General features: G+C 69.3%; 17 protein-coding genes. 9 read left to right on the forward strand and 8 right to left on the reverse strand.

The window, feature by feature from the left end; all coding sequences use genetic code 11:
• Nucleotides 1-164: 164 nt before the first annotated feature.
• Nucleotides 165-305, reverse strand: a complete 141-nt coding sequence (locus tag ACFYZE_RS04565; protein ID WP_388988468.1) for a hypothetical protein — start codon at nt 303-305, stop codon at nt 165-167.
• On the opposite strand from ACFYZE_RS04565, the gene ACFYZE_RS04570 reads away from it, so the two are divergent.
• The 6 genes from ACFYZE_RS04570 to ACFYZE_RS04595 all read left to right on the forward strand — a co-directional run bounded on the left by ACFYZE_RS04570 (nt 298) and on the right by ACFYZE_RS04595 (nt 9044).
• Nucleotides 298-972, forward strand: a complete 675-nt coding sequence (locus ACFYZE_RS04570) for a hypothetical protein (protein ID WP_388988471.1) — start codon at nt 298-300, stop codon at nt 970-972. The genes ACFYZE_RS04565 and ACFYZE_RS04570 overlap by 8 nt on opposite strands.
• Complete coding sequence (locus tag ACFYZE_RS04575) at nt 969-2816, forward strand: DUF4012 domain-containing protein (RefSeq protein WP_388988473.1); 1848 nt, start codon at nt 969-971, stop codon at nt 2814-2816. The genes ACFYZE_RS04570 and ACFYZE_RS04575 overlap by 4 nt, the downstream gene beginning before the upstream one ends.
• Entirely contained in the window at nt 2809-3681 is an 873-nt protein-coding gene (locus ACFYZE_RS04580; protein WP_388988476.1) for a glutaminyl-peptide cyclotransferase, read from the forward strand. Before ACFYZE_RS04575 ends, ACFYZE_RS04580 begins: the two co-directional genes overlap by 8 nt.
• Nucleotides 3682-3857: 176 nt before the next feature.
• Nucleotides 3858-6131, forward strand: coding sequence for a (Fe-S)-binding protein (locus tag ACFYZE_RS04585; protein WP_388988478.1), 2274 nt, complete (start codon nt 3858-3860; stop codon nt 6129-6131).
• A gap of 227 nt (nt 6132-6358) precedes the next feature.
• Nucleotides 6359-7825 carry a sugar transferase gene (locus tag ACFYZE_RS04590; protein ID WP_388988480.1) on the forward strand — a complete coding sequence of 489 codons (1467 nt, stop codon included), beginning with the start codon at nt 6359-6361 and terminating at the stop codon, nt 7823-7825.
• A 43-nt stretch (nt 7826-7868) separates the two neighbouring features.
• Nucleotides 7869-9044 carry a hypothetical protein gene (locus ACFYZE_RS04595; protein ID WP_388988483.1) on the forward strand — a complete coding sequence of 392 codons (1176 nt, stop codon included), beginning with the start codon at nt 7869-7871 and terminating at the stop codon, nt 9042-9044.
• On the opposite strand, the gene ACFYZE_RS04600 is transcribed toward ACFYZE_RS04595, so the two are convergent.
• On the reverse strand, nt 9023-9931 hold the full coding sequence (locus ACFYZE_RS04600) for a class I SAM-dependent methyltransferase (RefSeq protein ID WP_388988486.1): 909 nt from the start codon (nt 9929-9931) through the stop codon (nt 9023-9025). The two genes, ACFYZE_RS04595 and ACFYZE_RS04600, sit on opposite strands and share 22 nt — an antisense overlap.
• Nucleotides 9932-10270: 339 nt before the next feature.
• On the opposite strand from ACFYZE_RS04600, the gene ACFYZE_RS04605 reads away from it, so the two are divergent.
• Together ACFYZE_RS04605 and ACFYZE_RS04610 are read left to right on the forward strand one after the other, a co-directional pair.
• Nucleotides 10271-11659: an O-antigen ligase family protein gene (locus tag ACFYZE_RS04605; protein ID WP_388988488.1), complete on the forward strand. Its 1389-nt coding sequence runs from the start codon at nt 10271-10273 to the stop codon at nt 11657-11659.
• Nucleotides 11656-13038: a lipopolysaccharide biosynthesis protein gene (locus ACFYZE_RS04610; protein ID WP_388988491.1), complete on the forward strand. Its 1383-nt coding sequence runs from the start codon at nt 11656-11658 to the stop codon at nt 13036-13038. The genes ACFYZE_RS04605 and ACFYZE_RS04610 overlap by 4 nt, the downstream gene beginning before the upstream one ends.
• Here ACFYZE_RS04610 and asnB (ACFYZE_RS04615) read toward each other — a convergent pair.
• The 6 genes from asnB (ACFYZE_RS04615) to ACFYZE_RS04640 are packed head-to-tail and all read right to left on the reverse strand — an operon-like array spanning nt 13020 to nt 23788.
• Entirely contained in the window at nt 13020-14906 is a 1887-nt protein-coding gene (gene asnB / locus ACFYZE_RS04615; RefSeq protein ID WP_388988493.1) for an asparagine synthase (glutamine-hydrolyzing), read from the reverse strand. The genes ACFYZE_RS04610 and asnB (ACFYZE_RS04615) overlap by 19 nt on opposite strands.
• A 55-nt stretch (nt 14907-14961) precedes the next feature.
• Complete coding sequence (locus ACFYZE_RS04620; RefSeq protein ID WP_388988496.1) at nt 14962-17244, reverse strand: bi-domain-containing oxidoreductase; 2283 nt, start codon at nt 17242-17244, stop codon at nt 14962-14964.
• A 1-nt stretch (nt 17245) separates the two neighbouring features.
• On the reverse strand, nt 17246-18439 hold the full coding sequence (locus ACFYZE_RS04625) for a glycosyltransferase (protein ID WP_388988499.1): 1194 nt from the start codon (nt 18437-18439) through the stop codon (nt 17246-17248).
• Nucleotides 18440-18447: 8 nt separating this feature from the next.
• Nucleotides 18448-20370, reverse strand: a complete 1923-nt coding sequence (locus ACFYZE_RS04630) for a heparinase II/III family protein (protein WP_388988503.1) — start codon at nt 20368-20370, stop codon at nt 18448-18450.
• Between the two features lie 55 nt (nt 20371-20425).
• Nucleotides 20426-22348 (reverse strand): asparagine synthase (glutamine-hydrolyzing), encoded by a 1923-nt coding sequence (gene asnB / locus ACFYZE_RS04635; protein ID WP_388988506.1) that lies wholly within the window; start codon nt 22346-22348, stop codon nt 20426-20428.
• 3 nt (nt 22349-22351) lie between these two features.
• Nucleotides 22352-23788, reverse strand: a complete 1437-nt coding sequence (locus tag ACFYZE_RS04640) for a glycosyltransferase family 4 protein (RefSeq protein ID WP_388988509.1) — start codon at nt 23786-23788, stop codon at nt 22352-22354.
• 527 nt (nt 23789-24315) lie between these two features.
• Here ACFYZE_RS04640 and ACFYZE_RS04645 point away from each other — a divergent pair.
• A complete protein-coding gene (locus ACFYZE_RS04645) occupies nt 24316-25077 on the forward strand; it encodes a class I SAM-dependent methyltransferase (RefSeq protein WP_388988512.1) in 762 nt (253 codons plus the stop codon).
• Nucleotides 25078-25127 lie beyond the last annotated feature (50 nt).

Below are 25127 nucleotides of genomic sequence, written 5' to 3' on the forward strand. Positions count from 1 at the left end.
GGAGCCACCCCCACGTCCGACTATCGGACGACTTCGCGGACGCACACCACTCGGCCATTCGATACGGCAGCGTGGACCATCGGCGGGACGCGACTGCCCCATCCGGTGACTTCTGGGCGTCGCCACAGCAGCGGATGTCGGTATGTCCCATTTATTCCATGTATCTAGATCTTGGTACCCACATCCTGATGACGGCCGACGCTGCAGGCCTGGCCCTGACAGAAGTCGAGGAGAGTGAAGAAGATGACAGCATCGCGCAGATGGCGGGTTGCTCTGGCATCGGCAGCATCAGCTGCCATGCTCATCGGGGCACCGCTGGTGGGGGCGCAGACCGCCTTCGCGCAGCCGTACCCGCCGACCGCACCCGTGCCCTTGCCCGCCGGCACCACCCTGACGGCCGGGGAGCCGGTGGGCTTCAGCCTCCCTGCGGGGGTCTTCGCGTCCGGGCAGCCCGTCACGGTGCTGCTGGAATCGACCCCGGTCATCCTCGGCCACTTCACCGCAGCGGGCGACGGATCGGTGTCGGGGACCGTGACCATCCCGGAGAACACCGTCAACGGCTGGCACGTCCTCCGGGTCACCGCGGACAACGCCGAGCTCAGCGTCGGCGTCACCGTCCTCGTCCAGGGCGGGATCACACAACCCCCGCCTCCCAGCCCCAGCCCCACCCCGACCAAGAGCCCGCGACCGACCAAGAGCCCGACCCACGGGCCCACCCATCCCGGCCGTCCGGGACACCACGATGGGCACGGCGGACATGACGACCATCGCAACGGTTCGCAAGGACACCTCGCAGTCGGCGACCGGGCGGACTACCAGCACCAGAACCACAACCAGAACCAGAACCCCAGCCACCGGAGCCTCGCGGCGACGGGCAGCGACAGGAGCCTGGCGCTCGGTGGCACCGCAGCGGCCCTGTTCGTGGTGGGCGGTGGCACGATGCTGGCCGTACGCCGTCGCCGCAGTTCATGACGGATCAGGACATCCGTACGGCGGAACCACGGCGTCCCGGCCCTGCTCAGGGCGCCGCCCGCCTTTCCCCGACCGGCCGGCGTCGCGCACTCGGATTCGTCCTGCTGGCCGGTGCGGCTCTCCCCCTCGCGGGCGCCGTCTGGATCGGCGTCACCGGACTGCTCGCCCGCTCGGAGCTGCTCGCGGCCCGGACGGACCTCGACGCGCTGCGCCAGTCCGTGGCGGCCGCGCCGGTGAGCGGCCCGGAGCGGGAACGGCAGCGGGCGGTGCAGTCCGCCGCCGCCCACGCAGGCCGGGCGCACCGCCTCACCACCGGCCCGGCCTGGTACACCGCCGCCCATCTGCCCTTCCTCGGGGACCCGCTCAGAACCGTGCGCGGCGCCGCGTACGCGGCGGACCGCCTGTCCGGTGACGTCCTGACCCCGCTGACGGGAGCCCTGCCCAAGCCCTCGGTGGACGGCCACGACGGCGGAGTGCCCGAGGCCCTCGCGTCCTTGCAGAAGCACGCGCCGGACGTCGTTCGGGCGGCACGCGTCGCGGCGGAGGTGCAGGCCGACGTGCACGCATTGCCCCGTTCCACCTGGCTGCCGGCAGCCGACCGCGCCCGTGCCGTCCTCGCACAGCAGGCCGACCGTCTCGCCTCGGTGTTGACGGACGCCTCCGTGGCGGCGCGCGTCCTGCCGTCCATGCTCGGCACGCAAGGGGAACGGCGCTACTTCCTCGCGTTCCAGAACCTGGCCGAGGCGCGCGGCACCGGAGGCCTGCCAGGGGCCTTCGCCGTACTGCGAGCCGACCGGGGCCATCTGTCCTTCGAACGGTTCGGCAACAACACCGAGATGGAACCGGTGAAGCCGGACATCGACCTGGGAGCCGACTTCAACGCCCGCTACACGGGCAGCGATCCCGCCCATACGTGGCCCAACTCCAACATGAGCCCGCACTTCCCCTACGCGGCCCGCATCTGGACGGCTGCCTGGCAGAAGCACACGGGCGAGCGCGTGGACGGCGCGATCGCCGTCGATCCGGTCACGCTGAGCCGTTTCCTGCGGGTCACCGGCCCGGCCCGCATGGCCGACGGCACCGTGCTCACCGCCGACAACGTCGTGGACCTGACCGAGCGGGTCAGCTACGCGCGCTACAAGGACGTCACCCGGCGCAAGGCGTTCTTCGTGGATGCCGCCCGTGCCGCCGCCGGCCCACTGATCACCGCGGCCGGTGACATGCACCGGTTGCCCGCACTGCTCCTCGCCATGAACGATGCCCAACGGGACGGCCGGCTGAAGGTGTGGAGCGCGCACCCGAACGAACAGCGCCTCCTCGAGACGCGCCCCTACTCCGGCACGCTGCCCGACACGCCCGGCCCCTTCGCCGGGCTCGTGGTGAACAACGCGGCAGGCTCAAAGTTGGACTACTACCTGGACCGGAGCCTGACGTGGGAGGCGGGTGGCTGCTCGGGCGGCCGACGCGCGGTCACGGTAACCGTGAGCCTGACCAACCGGGCGCCAACCTCCGGCCTGCCCGACTACGTCACGCTGCGGGAGGACAAACCGCCCTACCGCACTCACCCGGGCGACAACCGGCTCCTGGTGTCGTACTACGCCGGCACCGGAGCGGCGTTCGACGGCGCCACTCTCGACGGTCGCCCGGCGCAGCTCTCGCCGGGCGTCGAACGCGGCCACCCGGTCTTCACGCTCGACGTGGAACTGCCGGCCAACTCCCGTCGCACCCTGGTCCTGCACCTGCTGGAACCCCACGCGACCGGCACCCCCACCCTGCTGCAGCAGCCCCTGGTGACACCGCTGCGGGCCACCGTGAAGCCGGCCGGTGAGGCCTGCGGTGCCTGAGCGGCTGCGCTCGGCGGGGGCCGTCGCGCTCGCGGGTGCGGTGGTCATCGCGTCGTGCGCGAGCCGGGCCCCGGCGCGGGAGGGCGCACACGAGGACGCGACCGGAAGCCGGGCCGTGCACGGACGCCAGGCCGCCGCCGGCCGGGTCGAGCGTCTGCGGGTGAAGGTGCTCGAAACCCTCCCGCACGACCCGAAGGCGTTCACCGAAGGCCTGGAGATGGCCGGCGCCACGCTCTACGAGGGGCTCGGGATCGCCGGTCAGTCCTCCGTGCGGGCCGGGCCGCCCGGCAAACCGCCCACGATGCGCGCCGCGCTGCCCGCTCCTCTCTTCGGCGAGGGGATCACCCTGCTGGGCCGGACCCTGTGGCAGCTGACCTGGCGAGACCGGATCGCCATCGAGCGGGACACGACGACGCTCAAGGAGCTGCGCCGTGTCCCGTATCCGGACGACGGCTGGGGCATCTGCCTCGATCGCACACGGCACCGGTTGGTGACGAGCGACGGCTCGGCGCGACTGGCCTTCCGTGACGAGCACACGCTCGCGAAGACGGGCGAGGTCACCGTGACCGAGGGAGGCCGACCGGCCACGGGACTGAACGAGCTGGAGTGCTCCGGCGCCGCCGTCTACGCCAACGTGCTGTTCACCGACCGCATCGTGCGCATCGACCCCACCACCGGGGCGGTCACGGCCGACATCGACGCCTCGGGCCTCCTGCGCGACGACGAGCGCGACCCGCGCTCCACCTTGAACGGCATCGCGGCCGTCCCTGGAACGGACGAGTTCCTCATCACGGGCAAGTTCTGGCCCAAGATGTTCCGTGTGGCCTTCGCTCCGGCACGGCCGGCGAGCCGCACCGCCCGCTGAACCGGAAGCAAGCCTTCCCACAGCGACGCAGATCACCGCGCACCCCACTACAGTGCGGCGGGAGAAGTGGGTAGTCTCAGACGGACTGCATAAGTTACCGCTTAGTAATCACCACCTTCGCAGTACACAGGAAGTACGACGGAGGAAAACCCCTCGCAGGCCCGAGGAGCCCCCAAATGCAACTCGCCGCGATCATCGTGTCGCTGGTCCTGGCGGTGGTCGGCGTGGCGTTGTTCGCCCGAGCCATCGGCCAGATCTACCGCTTCGTGCGGCTCGGACAGAACGTGCCCGCCGGCACTCGCACCAATGACCCCACCCAGCGCACCGTCACCGTGGTCAAGGAGTTCCTCGGCCACACCCGCATGAACCGCTGGGGCATCGTCGGCGTCGCGCACTGGTTCGTGGCGGTGGGCTTCTTCACCCTGGTCCTGACCCTGATCAACGCCTTCGGGCAGCTCTTCCAGGCCGACTGGGCGCTGCCGGTCATCGGGCACTGGCTGCCGTACGAGCTGTTCGTCGAGGTCGTCGGCACCATGACGACGCTCGGCATCCTCACCCTGATCGTCATCCGCCAGCTGTCGCTGCCCACCCGGCCCGGGCGCAAGTCCCGGTTCGCGGGCTCCAACTTCGGCCAGGCGTACTTCGTCGAGGCCGTGATCCTGATCATCGGCCTGGCGATCATGACACTGCGCGGCCTGGAGGGCGCCCTGGCGGGCGTCGACCACTACGAGGCCGGGTACTTCGCCTCGTACCCGCTGGTCGCCGCCTTCCACGGCTTGAGCGTCGGCACCCTGCAGAACCTGGTCTACCTGGTGGCGATGATCAAGATCGCGACGTCCTTCATCTGGATGATCACGGTCTCGCTCAAGACGGACATGGGCATCGCCTGGCACCGCTTCCTGGCCTTCCCGAACATCTGGTTCAAGCGGGAGAGTGACGGCGGTACGGCCCTGGGCGCTCTCCAGCCGATGACGAGCGGCGGCAAGCCGATCGACTTCACCGACCCCGGCGACGACGACGTCTTCGGCGTCTCCCAGGTCGAGCAGTTCTCCTGGAAGGGCCTGCTGGACTTCTCCACCTGCACCGAGTGCGGCCGCTGCCAGTCGCAGTGCCCCGCCTGGAACACGGGCAAGCCGCTCTCCCCCAAGCTGCTGATCATGTCCCTGCGGGACCACGCGCACGCCAAGGCGCCGTACCTGCTGGCCGGCGGCGGCAAGACGATGGAGGGCGAGGAGAAGGCCTCCGCCGAGGCTCTGAAGGACGTCCCGGCCTCCGCGCTGGCCGAGGCAGAGCGCCCGCTGATCGGCACCGCCGAGGAGAACGGCGTCATCGACCCGGACGTCCTGTGGTCCTGCACCACCTGCGGCGCCTGCGTCGAGCAGTGCCCGGTGGACATCGAGCACGTCGACCACATCGTCGACATGCGCCGCTACCAGGTGATGATCGAGTCCGCGTTCCCGTCCGAGGCGGGCACGATGCTCAAGAACCTGGAGAAGAAGGGCAACCCCTGGGGCCTGGCCAAGAAGCAGCGCCTGGAGTGGACCAAGGAGGTCGACTTCGAGGTGCCCGTCGTCGGCCGGGACATCGAGGACCTCACCGAGGTCGAGTACCTGTACTGGGTCGGCTGCGCGGGCGCCCTGGAGGACCGCGCCAAGAAGACCACCAAGGCCTTCGCCGAGCTGCTGCACATCGCGGGCGTGAAGTTCGCGATCATGGGCGGCGACGAGAAGTGCACCGGTGACTCCGCCCGCCGCCTGGGCAACGAGCCCCTGTTCCAGGAGCTCGGCATGGAGAACGTGGCGGCCCTGAACATGGCGTTCGGCGAGGACGACGAGGACCCCTCGACCAAGAAGCCGAAGTCGGCGAAGAAGATCGTCGCGACCTGCCCGCACTGCCTGAACACGATCGGCAACGAGTACCCGCAGCTCGGCGGCGACTACGAGGTCATCCACCACACCCAGCTGCTCCAGCACCTCGTCGACGAGGGCAAGCTGGTCCCGGTCACCCCGGTCGAGGGCATCATCACCTACCACGACCCGTGCTACCTGGGCCGTCATAACAAGATCTACACGCCGCCGCGCGAGATCATCGGCAAGGTCCCGGGCCTGCGCAACGAGGAGATGCACCGCCACAAGGAGCGCGGCTTCTGCTGCGGCGCCGGCGGCGCGCGGATGTGGATGGAGGAGCGGATCGGCAAGCGCATCAACAACGAGCGCGTCGACGAGGCCCTCTCCCTCAACCCGGACATCGTCTCGACGGCCTGCCCGTTCTGCCTGGTCATGCTCACCGACTCGGTCAACGGCAAGAAGAACGACGGCAAGGCCAAGGAGTCCATCCAGGTCGTCGACGTCGCCCAGCTGCTCCTCGACTCCGTCAAGACGCCGGTGGACGAGCCGCCGGCGGGTCAGGCGGACGCGGAGAGCGAGCCGGAGCCGGAGCCCGTGAAGTAGCGGGCGTCCATACGCCGCCCGGGGGCCGGGGGTCGCAGAGGCGACCCCCGGCCCCTTCCGTTGCACAGCCCCTTGCCAGGCATATGCGCCAGGCAAGGGGTCTGCTCATCGGGTGAGACTTTCCCCTCTGCAGGCGTCGTGCCCCGCTCCCCCCAGGACTGCCATACACACTCGATTAGACCCCTTTCATCCCGCTTGGAGGGCGAATGTGGCTGTTCGGGGAGACCATGCCCCAGGTACCGGTGGCACGACATCCGGGGGCCCGGGTCATCCAGGAGCAGCCACCGGCCGGGCGCCGCTCCGGCAAGCCCGTCTGGTACGCACCGGCCGCCGTCCTCGGCGACGCGGTCAGCGCCGCCGGGCCCGTACTGCAGGCCTTCGCACCGGTCGACGGTGCGCATGCCGCGACGTACGCGATGGTGGCGGCCGCGGCCTGGCTGCTCGTCCGGGCCTCACGGAAGCGCTACGGCGAGCGGCGTCTTGGTGAGGGCGGCACCCTCCGCCCCGCGGTGCAGGACTGGCTGGTCCTGATCGGACTGCTCGCTGTGGTGCGGGCGGCCACAGGCGAGGAGTCCCCCTTTCCCCTCGCGCTCGCCGCCCTGGTGCCCTGCGCCCTGACGAGCGCCGCCGTGCACGCGCTGCTCCACCGGCATCTGGCTGTCCGGCGCCGTGCCGGCAAGACCATGCGCCGGGCCCTGGTGATCGGGGAGGTGAAAGCCGTCGACGGCCTGATCGGCCACCTCGCACGGCGGACCGACCACGAGTTCGTCGTGGTCGGCGTGTGTCCGATCGGAGACGAGGACCCGCAGGCACTGGCCCCCGTCGCCGCCCGCCTCGGCAGACAGGCACCCCAGCGCATGTCGGCCGACTCCGCCCCGGTGCTGGCGGCAGCCCGGCGGCTCGGCGTCGACGTGGTCCTGGTCGTACCGGGACCACACATGGCCGGAACGCGCCTGCGCCGACTGTCCTGGGCCCTGCACGGCGAGGGGTGCCCACTGGTGATCGTGCCGGGACTGACCGAGGTGGCCGGACGCCGCGTGGGCGTCTTCTCCGTGGCCGGACTGACCATGCTGAACGTGGCACCGCCGCTCAGGCGGGGGCTCGCGACCCTCCTGAAGTCGGTCACCGACCGACTGGGCGCGGCGCTCCTGATCGCGCTGCTCGCCCCGCTGTTCGCGGTGGTCGCCCTCGCCGTACGCCTGGACTCCCCGGGCCCGGTCGTGCACCGGCAGACGCGCATCGGCCGCGGCGGAGTGCCCTTCACCATGGCCAAGTTCCGCACCATGGTCGCCGACGCGGAGAGGCTGCGGCAGCAGCTAACCAACGAACAGGACGGCCGGATGTTCAAGATCCGCCGCGACCCGCGCATCACCCGCGTCGGCCGGGTGCTGCGCCGCTACTCCCTCGACGAGCTGCCCCAGCTGTTCAACGTGGTGCAGGGGCGCATGTCCCTGGTCGGTCCACGACCACCGCTGCCCGACGAGGTCGCCGGTTACGACGAGGTGGAACTGCGCAGGCTGGCCGTCAAGCCAGGACTGACCGGCCTGTGGCAGGTCAGCGGCCGTTCGGACCTGTCATGGGACGAGACGATCGCACTGGACCTCAGGTATGTGGACAACTGGTCGCCGTCGGTGGACCTGGGGGTTTTGGTGCGGACGGTGCGGGCGGTGGTGTCGGGGACCGGGGCGTACTGACGACCACCAACCACCCGTCCAAGCGACCGACCCGGAGGGCCCCATGCCGGCGACGACCACCGACGTACTCACCCTGGCCGACCGGCTCTTCCGCTGGGCCGACGCCCGTGACTGGGCGGGCCCCGACCCGTACGACGGGCTGACCGGCCCGCTCGGACGACTGGCCGTGCACCGCGTGCTGCGGCAGGGCCTGCTGCAGACGGTCAAACGCAGCCCGGTCGACCTGCGAACGGCCCTGGGTATCCGCCCGCTGCGCACCGCGACCGCGACCGGAACCGCCGCGGGCGCCTGTGCCCGGCTGTCCGCCTCCCCCGTCTGGCGGCAGCGCGCCCTCCGACTGGGCCGCCGGACGGCCGCCGAGCAGATGTCCGGGCGCTATGCCGGACTGTGGCGCTACGAGTTCGACGTGCAGACCCGCTGGGCGTACTTTCCGGCCTCCGTCCCCAACCTCGTGGCCACCACCTTCTGCGCCGACGGCTGTCTGGACACCGGGACGCTCGAGGACGAGGCCGTGCGGTCGCTCGCCCGGGCGCTGCTGGAGCACCTGCACAACGGCACGTTCTTCACCTACACCCCCACCAGCGACGTGCTCGTCCACAACGCCAACCTCATGGGGGCCGCGCTCGCCGCCCGGCTCGCCCGCACCGCGCCGCTGTCCGCCGGCCTGGCGGACCGCCTGGCCGACGCCGCCCGCCGTGCGGTCCGGGTGAGCGTCGACGGCCAGCGTCCCGACGGCTCCTGGCCGTACGGCGAGGGTTCCCGGCTGGGCTGGGTGGACGGCTTCCACACCGGATACGTACTGCTTCGCCTCGACCAGGCGGCGACGCTGCTGGGCGTCGATGTCCGGGCCGCGCTCGAACGGGGGGTGGACCACTACCTGCGGCATCTGTTCGACGGTCCCGTCCCCCGCTACGTCGCCCACGGCGGGACCAGGCGGGACCCGAACAACGACGCGACGGCGGTGCGGATGGCGGCGTGGGCGGCCGAACGCGGCTTCGCCGGAGCTGACTTCGCCCGGGCCGTACTGGCGGCCGTCGTTCACCGCTACCCCGGCCTCGGCTCCGGAGCGTTCCCGGGGAACAGGGGCCTGTGGGAGTCGCCCCGCTGGAGCGTCGCTCCCCTGCTGGACGCGTTGACCGCCCTGCACGCCGCCCGGCCGGACGAACCGAATCCGGCAGCCCCGACCGCCCCGGCGGGTCAGCCCACACCGACCGCCTGACGGACCGCCGGGGCATCCGCAGGCTGCTTCTTCGGCTTCATGTGCACCCACAGGTGCCAGCCCGCCACGCCGCCTCCGGGAAGACCGTGCACGGGGAGCGGCGGTGCGTGCATGAAGTGCTTGTGGGCCCGGACGACGGAGAAGTCCGGAAAGTGCCGGCGCACCGTGCGCGTGTCGTAGACGCGTGAATGCGGGTTGTCCGGCCCGTCGGTGTTGTGGTGGAGGAACTGCCGCATGCTCAGGTAGCTGCGCAAGCCTGCCCGGCGTACGTTCCTCACGTGGGCGCCGACGACCCCGGAGGGCTTGAGGAGACCGGTCCGGGCCAGGGGATAGACCATGGCCAGCGCGGCCCGCCTCAGCAGGCAGATGGCCAGCAGGTAGTTCAGCGACCACCGCGCGTACAGCATGACCACCAGATCGCCTCCGGGGCGCAGCACCCGGTGGATCTCCCGCTGGGCCGTCAGGATGTCGGGCACGTGGTGGAGCACGCCGTGACTGAAGACCAGGTCGAAGGAGCCCGCAGCGAACGGGAGTTCACGGACGTCCGCGTGGTGCAGCCCCTCCCAGGGAAGGCCACGCTGCGTCAACCGGGTCCGGACCCTCTCCACCGAGGTCTCCGTGAGGTCGATCCCCGTCCACAGCGCGCCCCGGCGAATGAGCTGTTCCGACTCCGCTCCCTGACCGAGGCCGATTTCAAGCACCCGCCGACCGCCCACATCGAGATCGTCAAGGCATTCAGGAATGTGTGACTCCAAACGGTACTTGAACGCGTCGTACCGTGTGAAGAATTCCTCGTACTCAGATCGGCTCGCGCCGGACGACCCGCCCACCAGATGGTCGCCACACGGGTGCGCCGACCAAAATTCGGCGATTTCCTTCTCTCGCATGTCGCCCTCTCACTCCGATAATTCCCACTCAAGGCGTCACATCGCAAGCCGGCACGCCCGGAGAAATTTCTTCTTACCCGAGCGGCTCATTCGGCGTGGCAATTCGACAGGGAAGGTGCGCCGCCCGACATCGTAGAGGAGATTGCGGGACCGGCGAGTCCCCGCGCAACCCCGGCACGGAAAACCGACCCAGCCGGACGGATATGCGGAGAGCCAGTGGCTGTTGTGCAGACGAACCCGGACCGAAAAGCCACCTTTTCGACCGTGTGTGCCGTCCTCTTCACGGGCGTGGGCACGGCGGGGCTTGCCGTTTTCCTCCTCCGGCCGGGCCTTCTCTCGGTGATTCCGCTCACCGCCGCGATGGTCACGGCGTTCGCCCTCGTGATCGGCCGGAACACGTTCGTCGCGGGGCTTTCCTGGGTCGTCCTGTCTCCCGCCCTCTATCCTTTCGTCCGCTATCCGCGGCCCGGATCGCTGCTGACGTTCGATCGGTTGTACCTGACCGCTCTGGCCCTCGCACTCCTTTTCACGAGGAGATCCAAAAGGCCGAACGAGCGCAGCGTGCGTGCCTTCACCATCGCGGTCGCGGTGTTCGCGGGCGTCTTCCTCTGCCGTGCCGTGACCACGCACTCCCATACCCGGGGCGCGCTGCAGGCCTTCACCGACGCGATCCTGCTGCCCTGCATCGTCTTCGCCGTCTGCCGACGCACGGCCGGCAGCCCCGGGCGTCTGCGGGGCTGGGCGGCGGGCCTGATGGTCTGCGGCACCTGCGTGGCCCTTCTCGGTCTCACCGAGCGCCTCTACGGATACGAACTGGCGACTCTGAGCGGCGGAGTCGTACGCACCGACACGGAGGTCGGCCAGATCGTCCGCGTATCCGGGCCCTACGCGAACCCCGAGGTATACGCGTTGACACTGGCGCTCACGCTGGCCGCGACGCTGTTCTGGTGGATGAGCGCACACACCGGAGGTCCCCGCCGCAAGGCGCTTGCGGCCGCCGTGGGTCCGCTGACGGCCGCCGTGCAGATCACCGGTATGGCGTTGTCGATGTTCCGGGTTGCCTGGGCCTGCGCCCTGCTGATCGTTCTCCTGGGGTTCGGACTGCGGGCCGGGAAGAAGCTGAGACTCGTGGCCCTCGCCGTCGCCGTGGCCCTGGCTGCACTGGCCCTCTTCGTACCGCTGCAGGACAGCGACGTCTTCCGGGCCCGCATGGGCGACACCGCCAATGTGGCGGGCCGGTTCGCGACCTACCAGGTGGGGCTGGAGATCTGGCGCTCCGCCCCGGTCACCGGCGTGGGGATCAACCAGTTCGTCGAGGCGCAAAGACTCGTCAACCCCAAGGTGGTCTGGGGTGTGCGGTCGGTGGAGTCTCCGCACAGCTCGTTCGTCGCGACCCTGGCAGAACAGGGAGTGATCGGTTTCGTCGCGCTGCTCGCCGTGTGCGGATGCGGCACCAGGATGCTCCGCCGGCTGGGCCGGGCGGCGCGCGGGGACGCGACATGCCAGGTGCTGCACGCCGCCGTGATCGCCGGAGCCCTGTCCTATCTCGCTTTCTCGGTCGAGCTGACGATGCTGCCGCAGGGGCCGAGCAACGCCGTGCTGGCCGTGCTCCTGGGAATGGCCGCGGCCACTGTCGAGATGACCCGGCAACGGCCCGTCGCGGGCGGGGCCACGAGCATGGGCCCTTCCAGGGTGGTGCGCGCACCCCGTGCGGAGCGGGTGTCGTGAGCGCCGGAAGTCTCGGCGGCAACCGAACCGCGACCGTCCGCGACGCCGTGCGCAGGTGCGCCGACCTGCGCAGCGCCTGGGCCTCCGCGACGGTCCGTCAGGCCATCGGCTTCGCGTGCTCGAGCGCGCTGCTGGGCCTGCTCGGCATCGGCACGTCCGCACTCCTCGCCCGTGCGCTCGACGTCGACTCCTACGCGAGCTACACCTTCGGCAGACAACTGCTGGTCTTCGGCGCGATGTTCTCCGAGTTCGGGTTGTTCCTTCCGGCGGCGCGGATGCTGGCCCGGGCGGAGCCGCCGGAACGGCACCGGATCACGGGGGCGGTCATCGGTCTCTTCGTTCCCGTGGCCGTCGTCTTCGGCCTCGCCGTCTTCGCACTCTCCTGGATCGTGGACGCCATCTTCGACGTCCATGCGGGGCCCGCCCTCAGGACGGTCTCACTGGTATGCCTGGGGTACCCGCTCGACTTCGTCTGCCTGCAAACGGCACAGGGCCTTGGCCGGCTCCTCGGTTACTCGGTGGCCTCCGTGGTGTCACGCGCCGGCTTCCTCGCCCTGATCGCGGCCCTCATCCAGTCCGGGACGCACCTGACGCCGTCGGGTGTACTCCTCGCGGACGCCCTGTTCCTGCTCACGGGGTGGGTGGCACTCCTCGCGTACTTCAGGCCCTCGTTCGCCAGGCTGCGGGAAACGACGCAGCGGATGGTCCGTGGGGCCCGTGACTACGGCTTCTCGGCCTATGTCGGGCGGGTACTGAGCATGGGCACGTACCACATGGACACGTTGATGCTCGGCGCCGGGAGCGACCCGCGCTCCTTCGCCTGTTACATGTGCGCCACCTCGCTGGCCTACGTCATCGGACTTCCCGCCACGGGCCTGGCCACAGCGCTCTTCGGGCGCCTCGCTCGCCAACCGCGTATCGAGCCGTCCTGGATCGCGCTGGTGTCCTTGGTGAGCACGGTTTCCGCGGTGGCGCTGAGCATGGCCGCCGAGCCTTTGGTACGGCTGATCTATTCCGATGAGTTCCTCATGGCGGCCGGTCTCGTTCCGTTACTCGCCGCGGCGCAGCTGCTCAACGCCGTGACACGCCCGTTCAACACCTTCCTCGCGGCACATGGCCTGGGGCCCGACCTGCGTGCCGCGGCGGTCACCCTGACGGTGTCGAACCTCGTCCTCAACCTCGCGCTGATCCCGGCCTTCCAGGCCGCCGGGGCGGCATGGGCGAGTCTCCTCGCGCTCGCAGTCAACCTGGCCGTCCATGTCGTACGGTACCGGCGCGCTGTGCTCACGGGAGGCACCACCGTCCCGGCGACCGACGACGCCCGCTCCACGGCGGGATCCGAAACGACTCCGGCCACGGGTCAGGGGGTGGCGCGGTAGCCCCGGAGGGCTTCCGCGACCCGCCCGTCACCGCCGGCGTTCCGCTCCCACCACACCGCCGCGCAGAACAGGCCGAAGACGGCCAGCCCCCGCTCGCGTTCTCCCGACACATGCTCGGACACGAACTGGTCGGCAATCCGCCGGTCGAAGAGTTCGTCGAAGATCCCCGACTGCCGCACCCTCGGCCACAGATGCCGCCCGTGCCGTCTGAGCAGCGAGCGGACGGGGGCCGAGAAACCCGTCTTCGAGCGGCGCGTGACAAAGTCGGGAACGCCCGCGTCGGACGCGGCGGCCCTGAACAGAGCCTTGCCGTTGCCGGGCCGGAGTTGGTCCTCCGCCCGTACGGCAAGCGCCGAAGCGACGACGGGTTCGCCGAGGAACGGCACGCGCAGTTCCACACTGGCCCGCATGGACGCACGGTCTCCGTACAGAAGGTTGAGGCCGGGCAGGAACAGTCGTCGGTCACACTCGGCGACCGCGCTCAGCGGGCTCGCTCCCTCCGCCAGCAGAGGGTCCACGACGTCACGATGGGCGGCCGTGACCTCGTCCAGACCGGTCTTCGGGGACAGCCGTGCCCATTCCTCGCCGCTGAAGTAGGCCTGGCTCGACCAGGCCCAGTCGCGGGGCCTCAGCGCGCACATACGGCCGAGCTTGTCCACGCGTTCGCGCAGTCTCGCCGGGACCGGCCCCGCCGACGCCCGTCCGAGGAGCCGCCGGCCGGACGCCGGCATGCGCTGCAGCGCCCGCACGGCCTGGTACCGCTCGTATCCCAGGAACAGCTCCTCCACCCCGAGCCCGGACAGCAGCACCGTCGCTTCGTCGCGGGCGGCCCGGGACAGGCGCATCAGCGCGATGGCCGCCGGGTCACCGAACGGCACTTCCATCACCCGTACCATCTCCGGAATCTGCCGCAGCACGTCGACGTCGAGGTCGACCCACCGCAGCGGCATACCGAGGTGACGGGCCGCCCGCTCGGCGTATGGGGCGTCGCCCTCGAAGGGTTCCGCCAGGCCTTCCGGCGACGTGGCGTCACGCGCCGAGAAGACGGGGCCCGTGAATCCCGCCCGACGCAGTTCCACACCGATCCAGGTGCTGTCGACTCCCCCGCTCAGCAGCAGCCCCACCGGGACATCCGCCCTGACCTGGCGTCGCACCGACTCCCGCACCGCCTCGGCGATGTCCAGTGCCCGCCCGGTGGTCCCCGCCTGCCACAGCAGGCGGGGATGTGCGTACCCGGGCGGCCGCAGGCAGTGGACCGAGCCGGCCGGCGCCGAGCGGACACGGAGCCAGCCCGTGCGCGGGGGAGGCGTCCACAGGAACATCGCCCCCTGAGCGACGGCCACGGGATCGACGTGCTCGGCGAGACCCAGCGTGCGCAGCGGAGCGATCTCACTGGCCAGGGCGGCGACGCGGCCTGCCGTGTCCGTGGCGACGTAGAGAGGCTTGATGCCCAGCCGGTCCCGTCCATAGCGCACTTGCCCGTCGGGCAGGACCTGGACGAAGGCGAACATCCCGTCGACCTGACCGAGCAGCAGTTCGACATCAGGCTGGAGCAGCAGCTCGTGGAGGACTTCGGTATCGCCCTCGGTGGTGAACCGAACACCCCGGGACCGCAGGGTGCGACGCACCTCGGGTGCGTTGTAAATCTCCCCGTTGTAGACGAGAAACCCGCGCTCCGCGTCGCCGAAGGGCTGGTCGCTGCGGGGGCCCACGTCGACGATCGCGAGCCGTCGGAAGTGCAGTGACGCATGCCAGTCGGCGCCGTGGAAGTCCCGGTGCCCCGACGAGTCCGGGCCGCGGTGCTCGATCGTCGTGCAGGGGTCGTGCCCGGCCGCGGCGCCGTTCAGGACCACCACGAAGCCGCACATCAGGCGACGACCTTCCGGCTCGGCGCCGCGACCGCGGCGTCCGCTCCCCAACGGCTCATGCGCCGAAACCTCCTGTCGTACCCACGGCGTCCTGACGTGAGGCGAGGGCCTGCTCCGGGACCACGCCACCCGGTCTCCCGGTTCCGTCGGCGCACGGCGTGCAGCCGAGGGCCTCGGCGAGCGCGGGGGTGGTCGGCGCGGTCTCGGCCCAGCCGTCTCCGGAGAGCGCGGACGCCGCCCGGCATGCCACGAGCGAACTCCACAGCGCCAGCCCGAAGTCGGCCTCGGCGATCTTCTCCCCGCGCAGCACCCGCGTCAGGGCCCGCATCTCCTCCGCGTGCCCCTTCGGGGCCCCCCGGTACCACGACTGCGACTTCTTCCCGCCCTTCCACAGCGTCAGGGACGCGAAGTCCTCGATCCTGGCGGCGAGACCGTCGCAGGCGACCTCGATGAACTCCTTCGGGGCGCCGGGCGGTGTCACACCGCCGTACACGATGGAAGCGGTCGACGAGTCGGCGTAGACGACCTGCAGGGTGACGCTCTGGGCCGACACCGGGTCCCTGCTGTCCACACCGGTGGCGATGACGCTCACCGGCCTGGCCCGCACGAGAAAGTTCACAGTGTCGATGAAGTGGCAGATCTCGCCGAGCAGCCGGCCTCCCTGCCGGTGGTCGAAGTACCAGTGACCGGAAGGCAGCCGGCCCGCGAAGATCCGGTAGACCACCTGGAGGGGCGCCCCCGCGGGCAGGGCGGCACGCAGATCCCGCACGGCTGGGGCGAACCGCCGGTTGAAGCCGGCGAGCGCCGGGGCGCCGGACCGGGCCCAGGCCTGCGCGACCTCCTCCAGCTCCTGCTCCGTGAGACCCACGGGCTTCTCGCAGTACAACGCCATGCCGCGGCGCAGCGCCTCCGCCGCGTACCGCGCGTGGCTGTCGTGGCGGGACAGCACCATGACGCAGTCGGCGCCGCCCGATGCGAGCCCGTGCTCGGCGCTCTCCGCGACAGTGCTGAAACCCCATCGCCTGCTCTGCTGGACGGCGCTCAGGCCCCGGGCGCTCGCCACCCAGGAGAAGCGCACCCCCGGTTCCCGGCGCAGGTGGGGGAAGAGCATCTTGGTGGCGAAGTTCCCCGCGCCGATCGCGGCGATCCTCGCCTCCCCAGCAGGCGGCGACCATGACGCCGGCCCGTCCTGGCGCCGCGGCGGCGCGGTCATGCGGGCGGTACCGGAGTAGCGCAACAGCAGCGCTGACCGCCGCCGAGGCCGTTCGCTGTTCAGGACGCGGTATGCATCGGCGGCGTCCTCCACGGCGAAGACCCGGGGGTCGAGGCTTTCCAGGTCCAGCCCGGGCACGAGCCTGAGGACTTCGGCCAGGTTGCGGCGTTCGGTCCACGGCACATGGCCCTCGGGGTACTCCTGGCCGGCCTCCTCGAACCGAGGGTCGTAACGCCCCGGCCCGTATGAGCGGGAGTAACGGATCGACAGTTCCTTGTGGTAGTACGACGAGCGGGGCGGGGCCACCTTGACGTCCCCGACGATGACCACGGTGGCTCGGTCACGCGCCAGGCTCCCGGCCAACTCCACCGGATCGGTGCTCGAGGTCGCCGCCGTCACCAGCACCGCGTCCGCCCGTGCCCCGCCCCAGTGACGCGCGGCAGTCCCCGGAAGGTTCTCCGTGTCCCTGGAGTAGGCGACGAATCCGGCGGTCCGGGCGGCATCGACGGCCGTGGGGTCCCGGTCCACGCCGATCGTGTCGTAGCCGTAGGCGCGCAGGAGCCGCAGGGTGAGCTGTCCCACCAGCCCGAGGCCGATCACGGCGACACGGGAGCCCGGAACCGCCTCGGCCTGATGGATCCCCTGCAGTGCGATGGCGCCCACGGTGGCGAACGCAGCCCAGCGGTCCTCCACCCCAACCGGCACGGGCACCACGAGGTTGCGGGGCACAGCCACGATCTCCGCGTGCACGGCGTAGCCGGCGCCGCCCGCAGCCACCCGCATGCCGGGCGTGATGTCGTCGACCCCCTCGCCCACCGCGATCACCTCACCGGCGCAGGAGTACCCGAGCGTCATCGGCCGGTCGAGCCGGTCCTGGACCATCCGGTAGGTCTCCACGATGCCCAGTTGCCGCGCCGTGTCGAGAACCTGCCGGACCTGGTCGGGACGCTGACGTGCCTTTCCCAGGAGGCTGCCGGCACCCGTCTCGACGGTCGCCCGCTCGGTACCCGCGCTGATCAGCGAGTAGGTCGTTCGGATCAGCACCGTGCCCCACTGCACCACCGGGGGCGGAATGTCCCCCACACTGATCGAACCGTCCCGGGCCGACAGCAGTACTGCCTTCACGTCACGCGCCTTTCGGAAGACCGGACGGCCCGGCCGGCCGCCCCTGTTCGGTATCGGACCGTGCGTCATCCGGCGTGGCGAGCGCACGGTAAAGGCGGGTCAGCGTCCTGCTCTCGGTCTCCCAGGAGTAGGTGCCGCGCACCTTCTCGGCGTTGCGCCGCAGCGTCGGTAGATCGTCGGCGACCTTGCACAGCGCGCGGGCCACCGACGCGGGATCCGCCGGGTCGAAGAGCGCACCGACCGGACCGGTCCCATTGCCGAGCAGGGCCCTTCGGACCTCGGGGAAGTCACTGCCCACCACGGCCAGACCAGCCATCAGGTATTCGAAGAGCTTGTTGGTGTCGCCCAGGTAGCAGTTGAGATGGGCATTGGTGAGGGCGACGACGCCGACGTCCGCCGCCGCGGTGTAGGACAGAAGTTCATCCACCGGCACCGCGGGGAGGATGCTGGTGCGGTCCTCGATGCCGCACTCCGCCACGATCTCGTGCAGTTTGCGCACGCTGTCGTCGCTGCCGAAGCCGATGATCACCCAGTGCCACTGCGGAAGATCCCGCAGTGCGGCCGCGACGGTGTCGAAGCAGCGGGAGTCGAGGTAGAAGCCTCCCTGGAAGATCAGCACCAGGCGGTCGCGCGGAATGCCCAGTCGGCGCCGGAGGTCCTTCGGAGCGACACCGGCTTGAGGTGTGCGGGGATAGTTGCCGACGACCACGGGCCGGCTGCCGTGCATGTCCTCGAGGTAGGCCGCGCGCGAGAAATTCGTGGTGATCCTGGCTCGCGAGCGGCGCCAGACCGTCCGCTCCCACCGTTCGATCACCTGCCGCCACGGCCATCGGTGCATACAGGCCTCCAGCTCGTGCGCGTCGTAAACGAGGGCGGCACGGTAGCGGCGGGCCACGAGCAGCGCAGGGAGACTGAGGTGAAGATTGTGGCAGTGCACGACGTCCGGTCTTCCCCGCCCCATGAGCAGCGCGGCGCGCAGGCTGCCGATGCCTGCGTGGGCCAGCCGCAGCGTCCGGGGAAGGTTCCGCGGCGGGAACGGCAGGGCATCGTAGTGGACGCCCTCCTCCACGCTGCGGCTCCGGCGGCGTACCCCGGAGTGGAAACCGACGACCCGCACCTGGTGGCCGTCTGCGGCGAGCGCGGCGGCCTCCCGTCGGACACGGGCATCGCTGCGAAGGTCCGACACCACAGCCATGAGGATCTTCATCCCTGTCCTCCGGCGGCGAGACGGAAGCGCAGATCCCATGAGGCCGGGCCGTCGATCCGCAGTGTCGCGCGGAGTACCCCGGTGTCGACGACGCGGCCGTAAGCAGGTGAGCACACCATCTGCTGGATCTGGAAGAAGAGAGACGGACCTGCGAGCTGGGTCAGGCTCACCGTCGTTCCTGCCGCGAAGAGCCGGGTGCACCCGCCGTCCGTCTCCGCCTTCACCCCGGCTGCGAGAGGGAACGTGACCACGACGGTATGCGGACCCCGGCATTCGAGTTCGTCTGAAACAGTCAGGCCCTGGTCGTCGAGCGTGAACCGGCGCCGGTGAAGCACCGGGTCTGCCAATCTCCGGTATCCCTCGTGGACGGCGTCGAGGAGCTGTCTCCCGGAGTCGTCCGCGTGGTAACAGATCACACGGGCGTGGTCGTCATCGTGCAGCGTCAGCAACGCTTTCGGATCGAAACGGTTCTGTTCGCATCCATCGACTTCGACTGTGGAATGTGAGCGCGTCGCGCGGAGTTCATTGCGCAGACGGGGATCGGCCGTGTAGACGCCCGTGCCGGGGTCCGTGATGATCTCCCGGCCATCGGCGCACAGGACGAACGAGAGGGTGTCGTTGTGTCCATGGCCCCCGTTTCCCCTCTGCCCGACACGGCCGCAGTCAACAAGACACCAGTAGCGGCGAGAACTCAGCACGTACCAGCCGCCGTCCGGGAAGGCCACGGATGGCCGTGCGGCGTTCGGCCGCCCCGGCCCGCTCGGCCTCGCTCCACACCATTGGGCCAATTCCGAAGTGGTCGTTCCCCCGGCGCTGCGGGACGTGAGCACGGCGGAGGCGGCGGAGACGACCGAATCGGGGTCCCGCGGGTTCCTCCCCGACTGGAGTCCCACGACGAGGCCGCTGTCATCGTCCCCAACGGCCGGCAGCATGCCGTGCGGTCCGGTGAGAGCGGTCAACGCCTGCACCGCCGACTCGAAGCGCGCCACGGCGTCCGGCCGGACACGGACGTCCAGCCGCCGGAGCGCCAACAGACCCATCGTCACCAGCTCGGTGGACAACCGGTGATAGCCGAGCGACGCCTCGAAGTTGGAGCCGTCCTGGTGGAACTGCTTCAGGATTTCATGCTGCAGTTGCCGACTGGCGAATCCGAGCCACAACCGGCCCACGCAGCGGTGACGGAGGGCGCCGCCCACGTACACCAGTCCGACGATGTCGGCGAGGTAATGATTGATGGTGATGCGCGGTGAGTACTCGAGGTTCCCGACGATGTATCTCCCGTGATCACGCAGCATCCCGCCGACTGCCGCCGTGAACCGCGGGTCGTCCAGGATCTCGGCCGCCCAGACGAGGTTGACGGCACGGATGCCGGCCTCCATCGCGTTGACCCAGTTCGGGCCCCACCCGGGAGGGTTGGCCACGGCCCACGACCGCAGCAGTCTCCGCGCGCCGTCACGGTAGCGGGGATCGGAGGTGTACGCATGAGCCCGGGCAAGCGCGACGAGCCACTGCAGGCGACTGACCTCCCACGGGATCTTGATGTCGGCCGTTCCCGGAGCGGGACCGAGTTCTCTGTGGTCACGAGCGGCCCATGTGAAGCCATGAACGGGATCACGGTGCCAGCGTCGTTCGTCGGTACCCGGATGCACGGTCCCGTAGCCGAGGACGGAGAACCGACCCTCGAGGGCATCGTCGGCTTCGTGCAGGCAGTCCTCCAACTCCCGCGCACTCGGTGTCGGCTTCGGCCGAGCACCTCCCGGGCGCCCGAGTACGAAGTGCCTCCACCCCTCCGGGGCCGCCGGGCGCCTGGGAGTCGCTCGCCTCGGTCCCTCGCTCACCATCCGGCAGGCGGTGCGGACCGCGAACCAGCCCGCTTCGGCCGCCAGCGCCCCCGGGGGAAGCTCGGACGCGGTCACCATGCGCTGTTTCCATCGCCCTGCCCGGCGCGGACTCGGCTGCCGGTGGCCGGCGCCGTCATCCCGCGTCAACGGTGCACCTGCTCAGCATGCGATCTGCCAGTTCGTCCCTGCACGCGCCCTCGATCCACACCCTGTGCCACACGGCGAAGTTCAAGATCGGCCACAGGAACTGCGCTCTGCCACGCCGGCCGGAACGATGGTCGGCAACCATGCCGAGCAGTTTCTCGGTGCGAAAGTAGCGGCGCATCTCCGGCGCCGACAGGAGATCAACAAGAACGTTGCCCATCGCGCCCCGCAACCAATGTCCGATCGGAGCTCCGAACCCCTGCTTCTTGCGCATCGACACCCGGTCCGGCATGACATCGCTGAGAGCGTGACGCAGTACGACTTTGGTCATCCCGCCGACCAGCTTGTGAGCGACGGGCAACCGGTAGACGTATTCCACCAGTCCGGGATCAAGAAAAGGAACCCTCGCCTCGACAGAATTCGCCATGGAGAACCGGTCGATCCGCATGAGGAGGAGTTCGGGCAGACGCAGGGAGAACTCGTAGTGCTGAGTGTCGAAAGCGAGGGTCTGCATGCGCGTCTCGCCGTCGGCGGCCATCGCGGGTGAGATCCACGGCTCGTCGTACAGCCGGGGGTTGAGCACCGCGGAGCGGAGCGAAGCAGGAAGCCCGAGAGGATAATGCATCGGCAGTTGCCTGCCCCTGACGGCGTTGGAAAGAGAGTCGAACGTCCAACCGCGACGGGACCTGGGAACGAACGCCGGGAACAGGTTTCGGGCCGACGCGGGCAGGGACCGGAGGACGCTCAGTTTCCGCTGCCACTGCATCATCTTGACGTAGTGGGGATAGCCCCAGAACAGCTCGTCGGCACCCTCGCCGCCCAGCAGAACGGGCACGCCGCTCTTTCGGGCCTCCGCACAGACGAAGCCCAGGGGAACGCAGACCGGATCCGCAAGCGGTTCGTCCTGGAAGTGCACCATCGATGCCAGCGAGCGGAGCGCGTCACGAGGGGAAACCGTCACCTCATGGTGCTCCGTGGCGAAGTGCCTCGCCACCCAGCGAGCCTCCTGCCTCTCGTCGCACCCAGGAGCATCGGCGAAACCCACGGAGAAGGTGGGAATGCGAGAAGCCTGCTCCCGCATCAAGGCGACCAGTGCCGTGGAATCGAACCCTCCGCTCAGCAGCACGCCCACCGGAACGTCACTCATCAGCCGTTCCTGTACCGACTGCTCCAGCAGTCGCCGTACCCGGGCCGACGCTTCCGGCAGCGGCAGGTCGTGGAAGTCACGCTCACCGGCGAGGTCCCAGAAGCGCCAGGTACGCACTCCGTGCGCGTCGCAAGCGCCCGCGGTCCCGGGCGGCAGCTTGTTGATGTTCCGGTAGAGGGTCCTCGGCGAGCGAGTCGTCAGGTTGGCCAGGTATCCGTCGAGAGCATCGGTGTTCACCTCGGCGGTGATCTGGGGATGAGCCAGCAACGCCTTTACTTCCGAGGCGAAGAGAAAGGTCCCGTTCTGCGACGTCCAGTAGAAGGGCTTCTCACCGAGTGGATCCCGGGCGAACAACATGCGTTCCCGGTTCGGATCCCAGAGAGCGAAGGCGAACATTCCGGTCAGCAGCTTGACGCACTCATCACCGTAGTGCCGGTATGCGTGCAGGATCACCTCGGTGTCGCACGCCGTGCGGAAACGCGCCCCGAGGAGTTCCAGGCGCCGGCGCAGAGCCGGGTAGTTGTAGATCTCGCCGTTGAAGACCAGGCACTCCCCCAGCTCCCCGAACATGGGCTGCGCGCCATGCTCGAGATCCACGATCGCCAGCCGCCGATGGCCGAGGCCCACGCGCCCGTCTTCCCTCACGTACATTCCAGCGCCGTCCGGGCCGCGGTGGGCCAGTGTCTCCCGCATCGTTTTCACCATGCCGGGCGTCACACCACCCGCGGCACGTCCATAGGCGTACACCCCTGTGATGCCGCACATACGTCACCTCCCGTCCGCAACCGGATGAAGTTCCCAGACGGACAGGCGAGAAAGGATCTGTTCGGCTCGCTGATCCCAGGTGTGGCGCTCCAGTGCCTCCTGCCGCGCCTTCACTCCCAACGAGACGCCCCTGTCCGGCCGGGTCAGGACACCGGTGATTCCTCGTGCCAGGTCTTCCGGGTCTCCCGGATCGCACAAGACGGCTGTAACGCCGTCTTCGAGGATCTCGCCGATCTGTTCCAGCCGACTGGCCACAATCGGCCGCCCAAGTGCCATGTACTCGAAGAGTTTGACCGGCGAGCCGAAGAAGGAGCCGATTCCCGCCCAACGATGCGGAGAGACCAGAATGTCGCAGTCGGAAAGTTCCGCAAGTGCCCTCTGCCGTGGTAGCGCACCCGTCCAGCTGATGCGGTCGTGAACTCCTAGGTCCGCTGCCAGTTTCTCGCACGCTCCACGCTCGGGTCCGTCACCGATCAGTTTGAGCCCCACGTGACGGGGCAGGTGACGCAGACTCTCGATGGCAACGTCCACACCGTGGTACGAGCCGAATCCTCCGACCCACCCGAGCCATACCTCCCGCCGGCTCGGGCCTGGTTCGGGTGCCGGGACACACTCCGCGTCGACGGCATTCATGACCACAGCCACTGTCGCGGGATCCGCTCCCATCCCAGTAGCCATTTGCGCTGCTTTGTGTGAAACTGCGGCCACCAGTGCCGCGCTGCGCACAGAATAGCGCTCGATGCGTTGACCGATATGGCGAAAAAGACGGCTCTGGGGTCCTTGCAGGTACCAGTTCTGGTTGGCCCAGACGGCGGAGTTGTTCCATTCGAGTACCAACGGAACGCGCAACTGTCGGCTCACGTCGGCCCCGACTCGGCACAGGAAAGCGTTGCGCTGGTACACGAATGCGGGCGGCATCCTCCGCCCCAGCGACATCGCCGCGCGGTACATCGCCTTGTTGGCCACCACCCAGGATGACTCCTTGGTGAAGCGCGCACCGCGCGGCAGCGGTTCGGCGACCTCCAGCACGTCCACTGCCGCTCTCAACTGCTCGGGCGGCTCGGCGTTCGTCACCATGGCCACCCGCCAACCGAGACGACGGAACCCGGTGAGAATCCCCGATACGTGATTCACGGCTCCCCCGACCTCGGATTCGGCCGCGTCCCGCCAGATCGCGAGCATCCAGCGCGATGCACAACTCCCGGGCCGCGCGTCGGGAGGCTGTGGTCTGGCCTCCCGAACCAGTTCTCCCAGCACGTGCCCGCCGGCGCTCAGGGAGTCGAAGAGCAACCGCCCTGCCAGCCGGCCCGCTCCACCGACAGTCAGTGGTTCATCCGGCCGGCGGCCGTCGATGATCCGACGCTCCTGCACCGGAGCCAGCGCGAGAAGCACCTCGTAAACGGTGGCATAGGCGCAACGTGACGCGTCGTTGCTGAACAATGCGGCAGCCGAAACCCCCTGACGACGAAGGTGCGCGCGGTATCCAACGAGGTCCCGGAGCGCGTCCGAAGCCGCCATCACCAGGACTGGCTCCCGGCCGAGCGCCGACGCGGCTGCGCATGTGGCCTCAGTGATCTGATTCCTGGACTCGGCCAGAACCGCCCATCGCCGGTACGCAGCCTCCCCGCTTTGCCGAACCTGATGCGTGGACAGCTGTACCTCCCGCGGCACTGTGGTCAACCGACCCGGACGAGGATACGAGAATGCCTTCACTCGCCCTTGCAGGAGAAAGAACAAGCAAAGAAGTGCACACAGAAGGATGACGAGTGCACCGAATGGGCGGAGGAGAATTTCTTAAATGATCCGGATGCTTATATGACACATCATCGGAAAGGGTGGCGCTCATGGTGTCCACCTCGCACCGATATTACTCTCCGCCGACCCTCCGGCCAGACGAAGTGTGGAATATTCGAGAATCGCTGAATCAATGGACTCTCTGCCGACGCGCCGTCCGTAGGCTTGAACACATGGGTAACGAGGCGCGCCTCGCGGCGCGAGAACAGTGGTCAGCGAACCCGGCCGGCACCCACCATGCGGTTGCCCCTGAAGGGACGCCGGAATTCTATGAACAGATGACGCGCAGCAGGTATGAGCTCCAGCCATGGCTGCCGCGTCTGCTGAGATCATGGGTGCCATCAGGCCGCGTACTAGAGGTCGGTTGCGGTGCGGGAACCGACCACGCCATGATCGCCGCCATCGCTGCCGAGACGGCGGCCGTCGACCTTTCACCGCGCTGCGTCCGGCTCACGCAGACCAGGCTGGACCTGGAGGGGCGCCCGGGAATCGCTCAGGTGGCCGATGCGGAGCACCTGCCCTATCCGGATGCCACCTTCGACGGAGTCTACTCATTCGGTGTCCTGCACCACACGGATCATCCGGAAAAAGCTGCCGAGGAGATCTGGCGGGTGCTCCGTCCAGGCGGAACCTTCATGGTGGGCCTCTATCACCGGGACAGCCTGTTCGCGGCGGAGAAGGTCGCCAAGTACGTCGCCACCCTGAGTTGGCGCAGGCAAACCTGGCGAGACTTTCTCCCGGAGATCGAATTCGGTGCAGTGGAACGGGAACAGCGTCCGCTTGTGCGGCTCTACAGCAGGAAATCGGCGAGGGAGTTGTTCGGCAAGTTCCACGACGTGCGAACCAGGGTCGAGCATCCTGCTTTCCGTGGCGTGCTGCTACCGGAGTGGCTCCGGCCCCTCGGCTTCTTCGTCATGGTGACAGGTCGCCGTTGACCGAGCAGCCGGGGCGTCGAGCCCGGCAAAGATGCCGCCGGCCCGAGGGC

Source organism: Streptomyces sp. NPDC001796, from assembly GCF_042892355.1.
Lineage (GTDB): Bacteria > Actinomycetota > Actinomycetes > Streptomycetales > Streptomycetaceae > Streptomyces.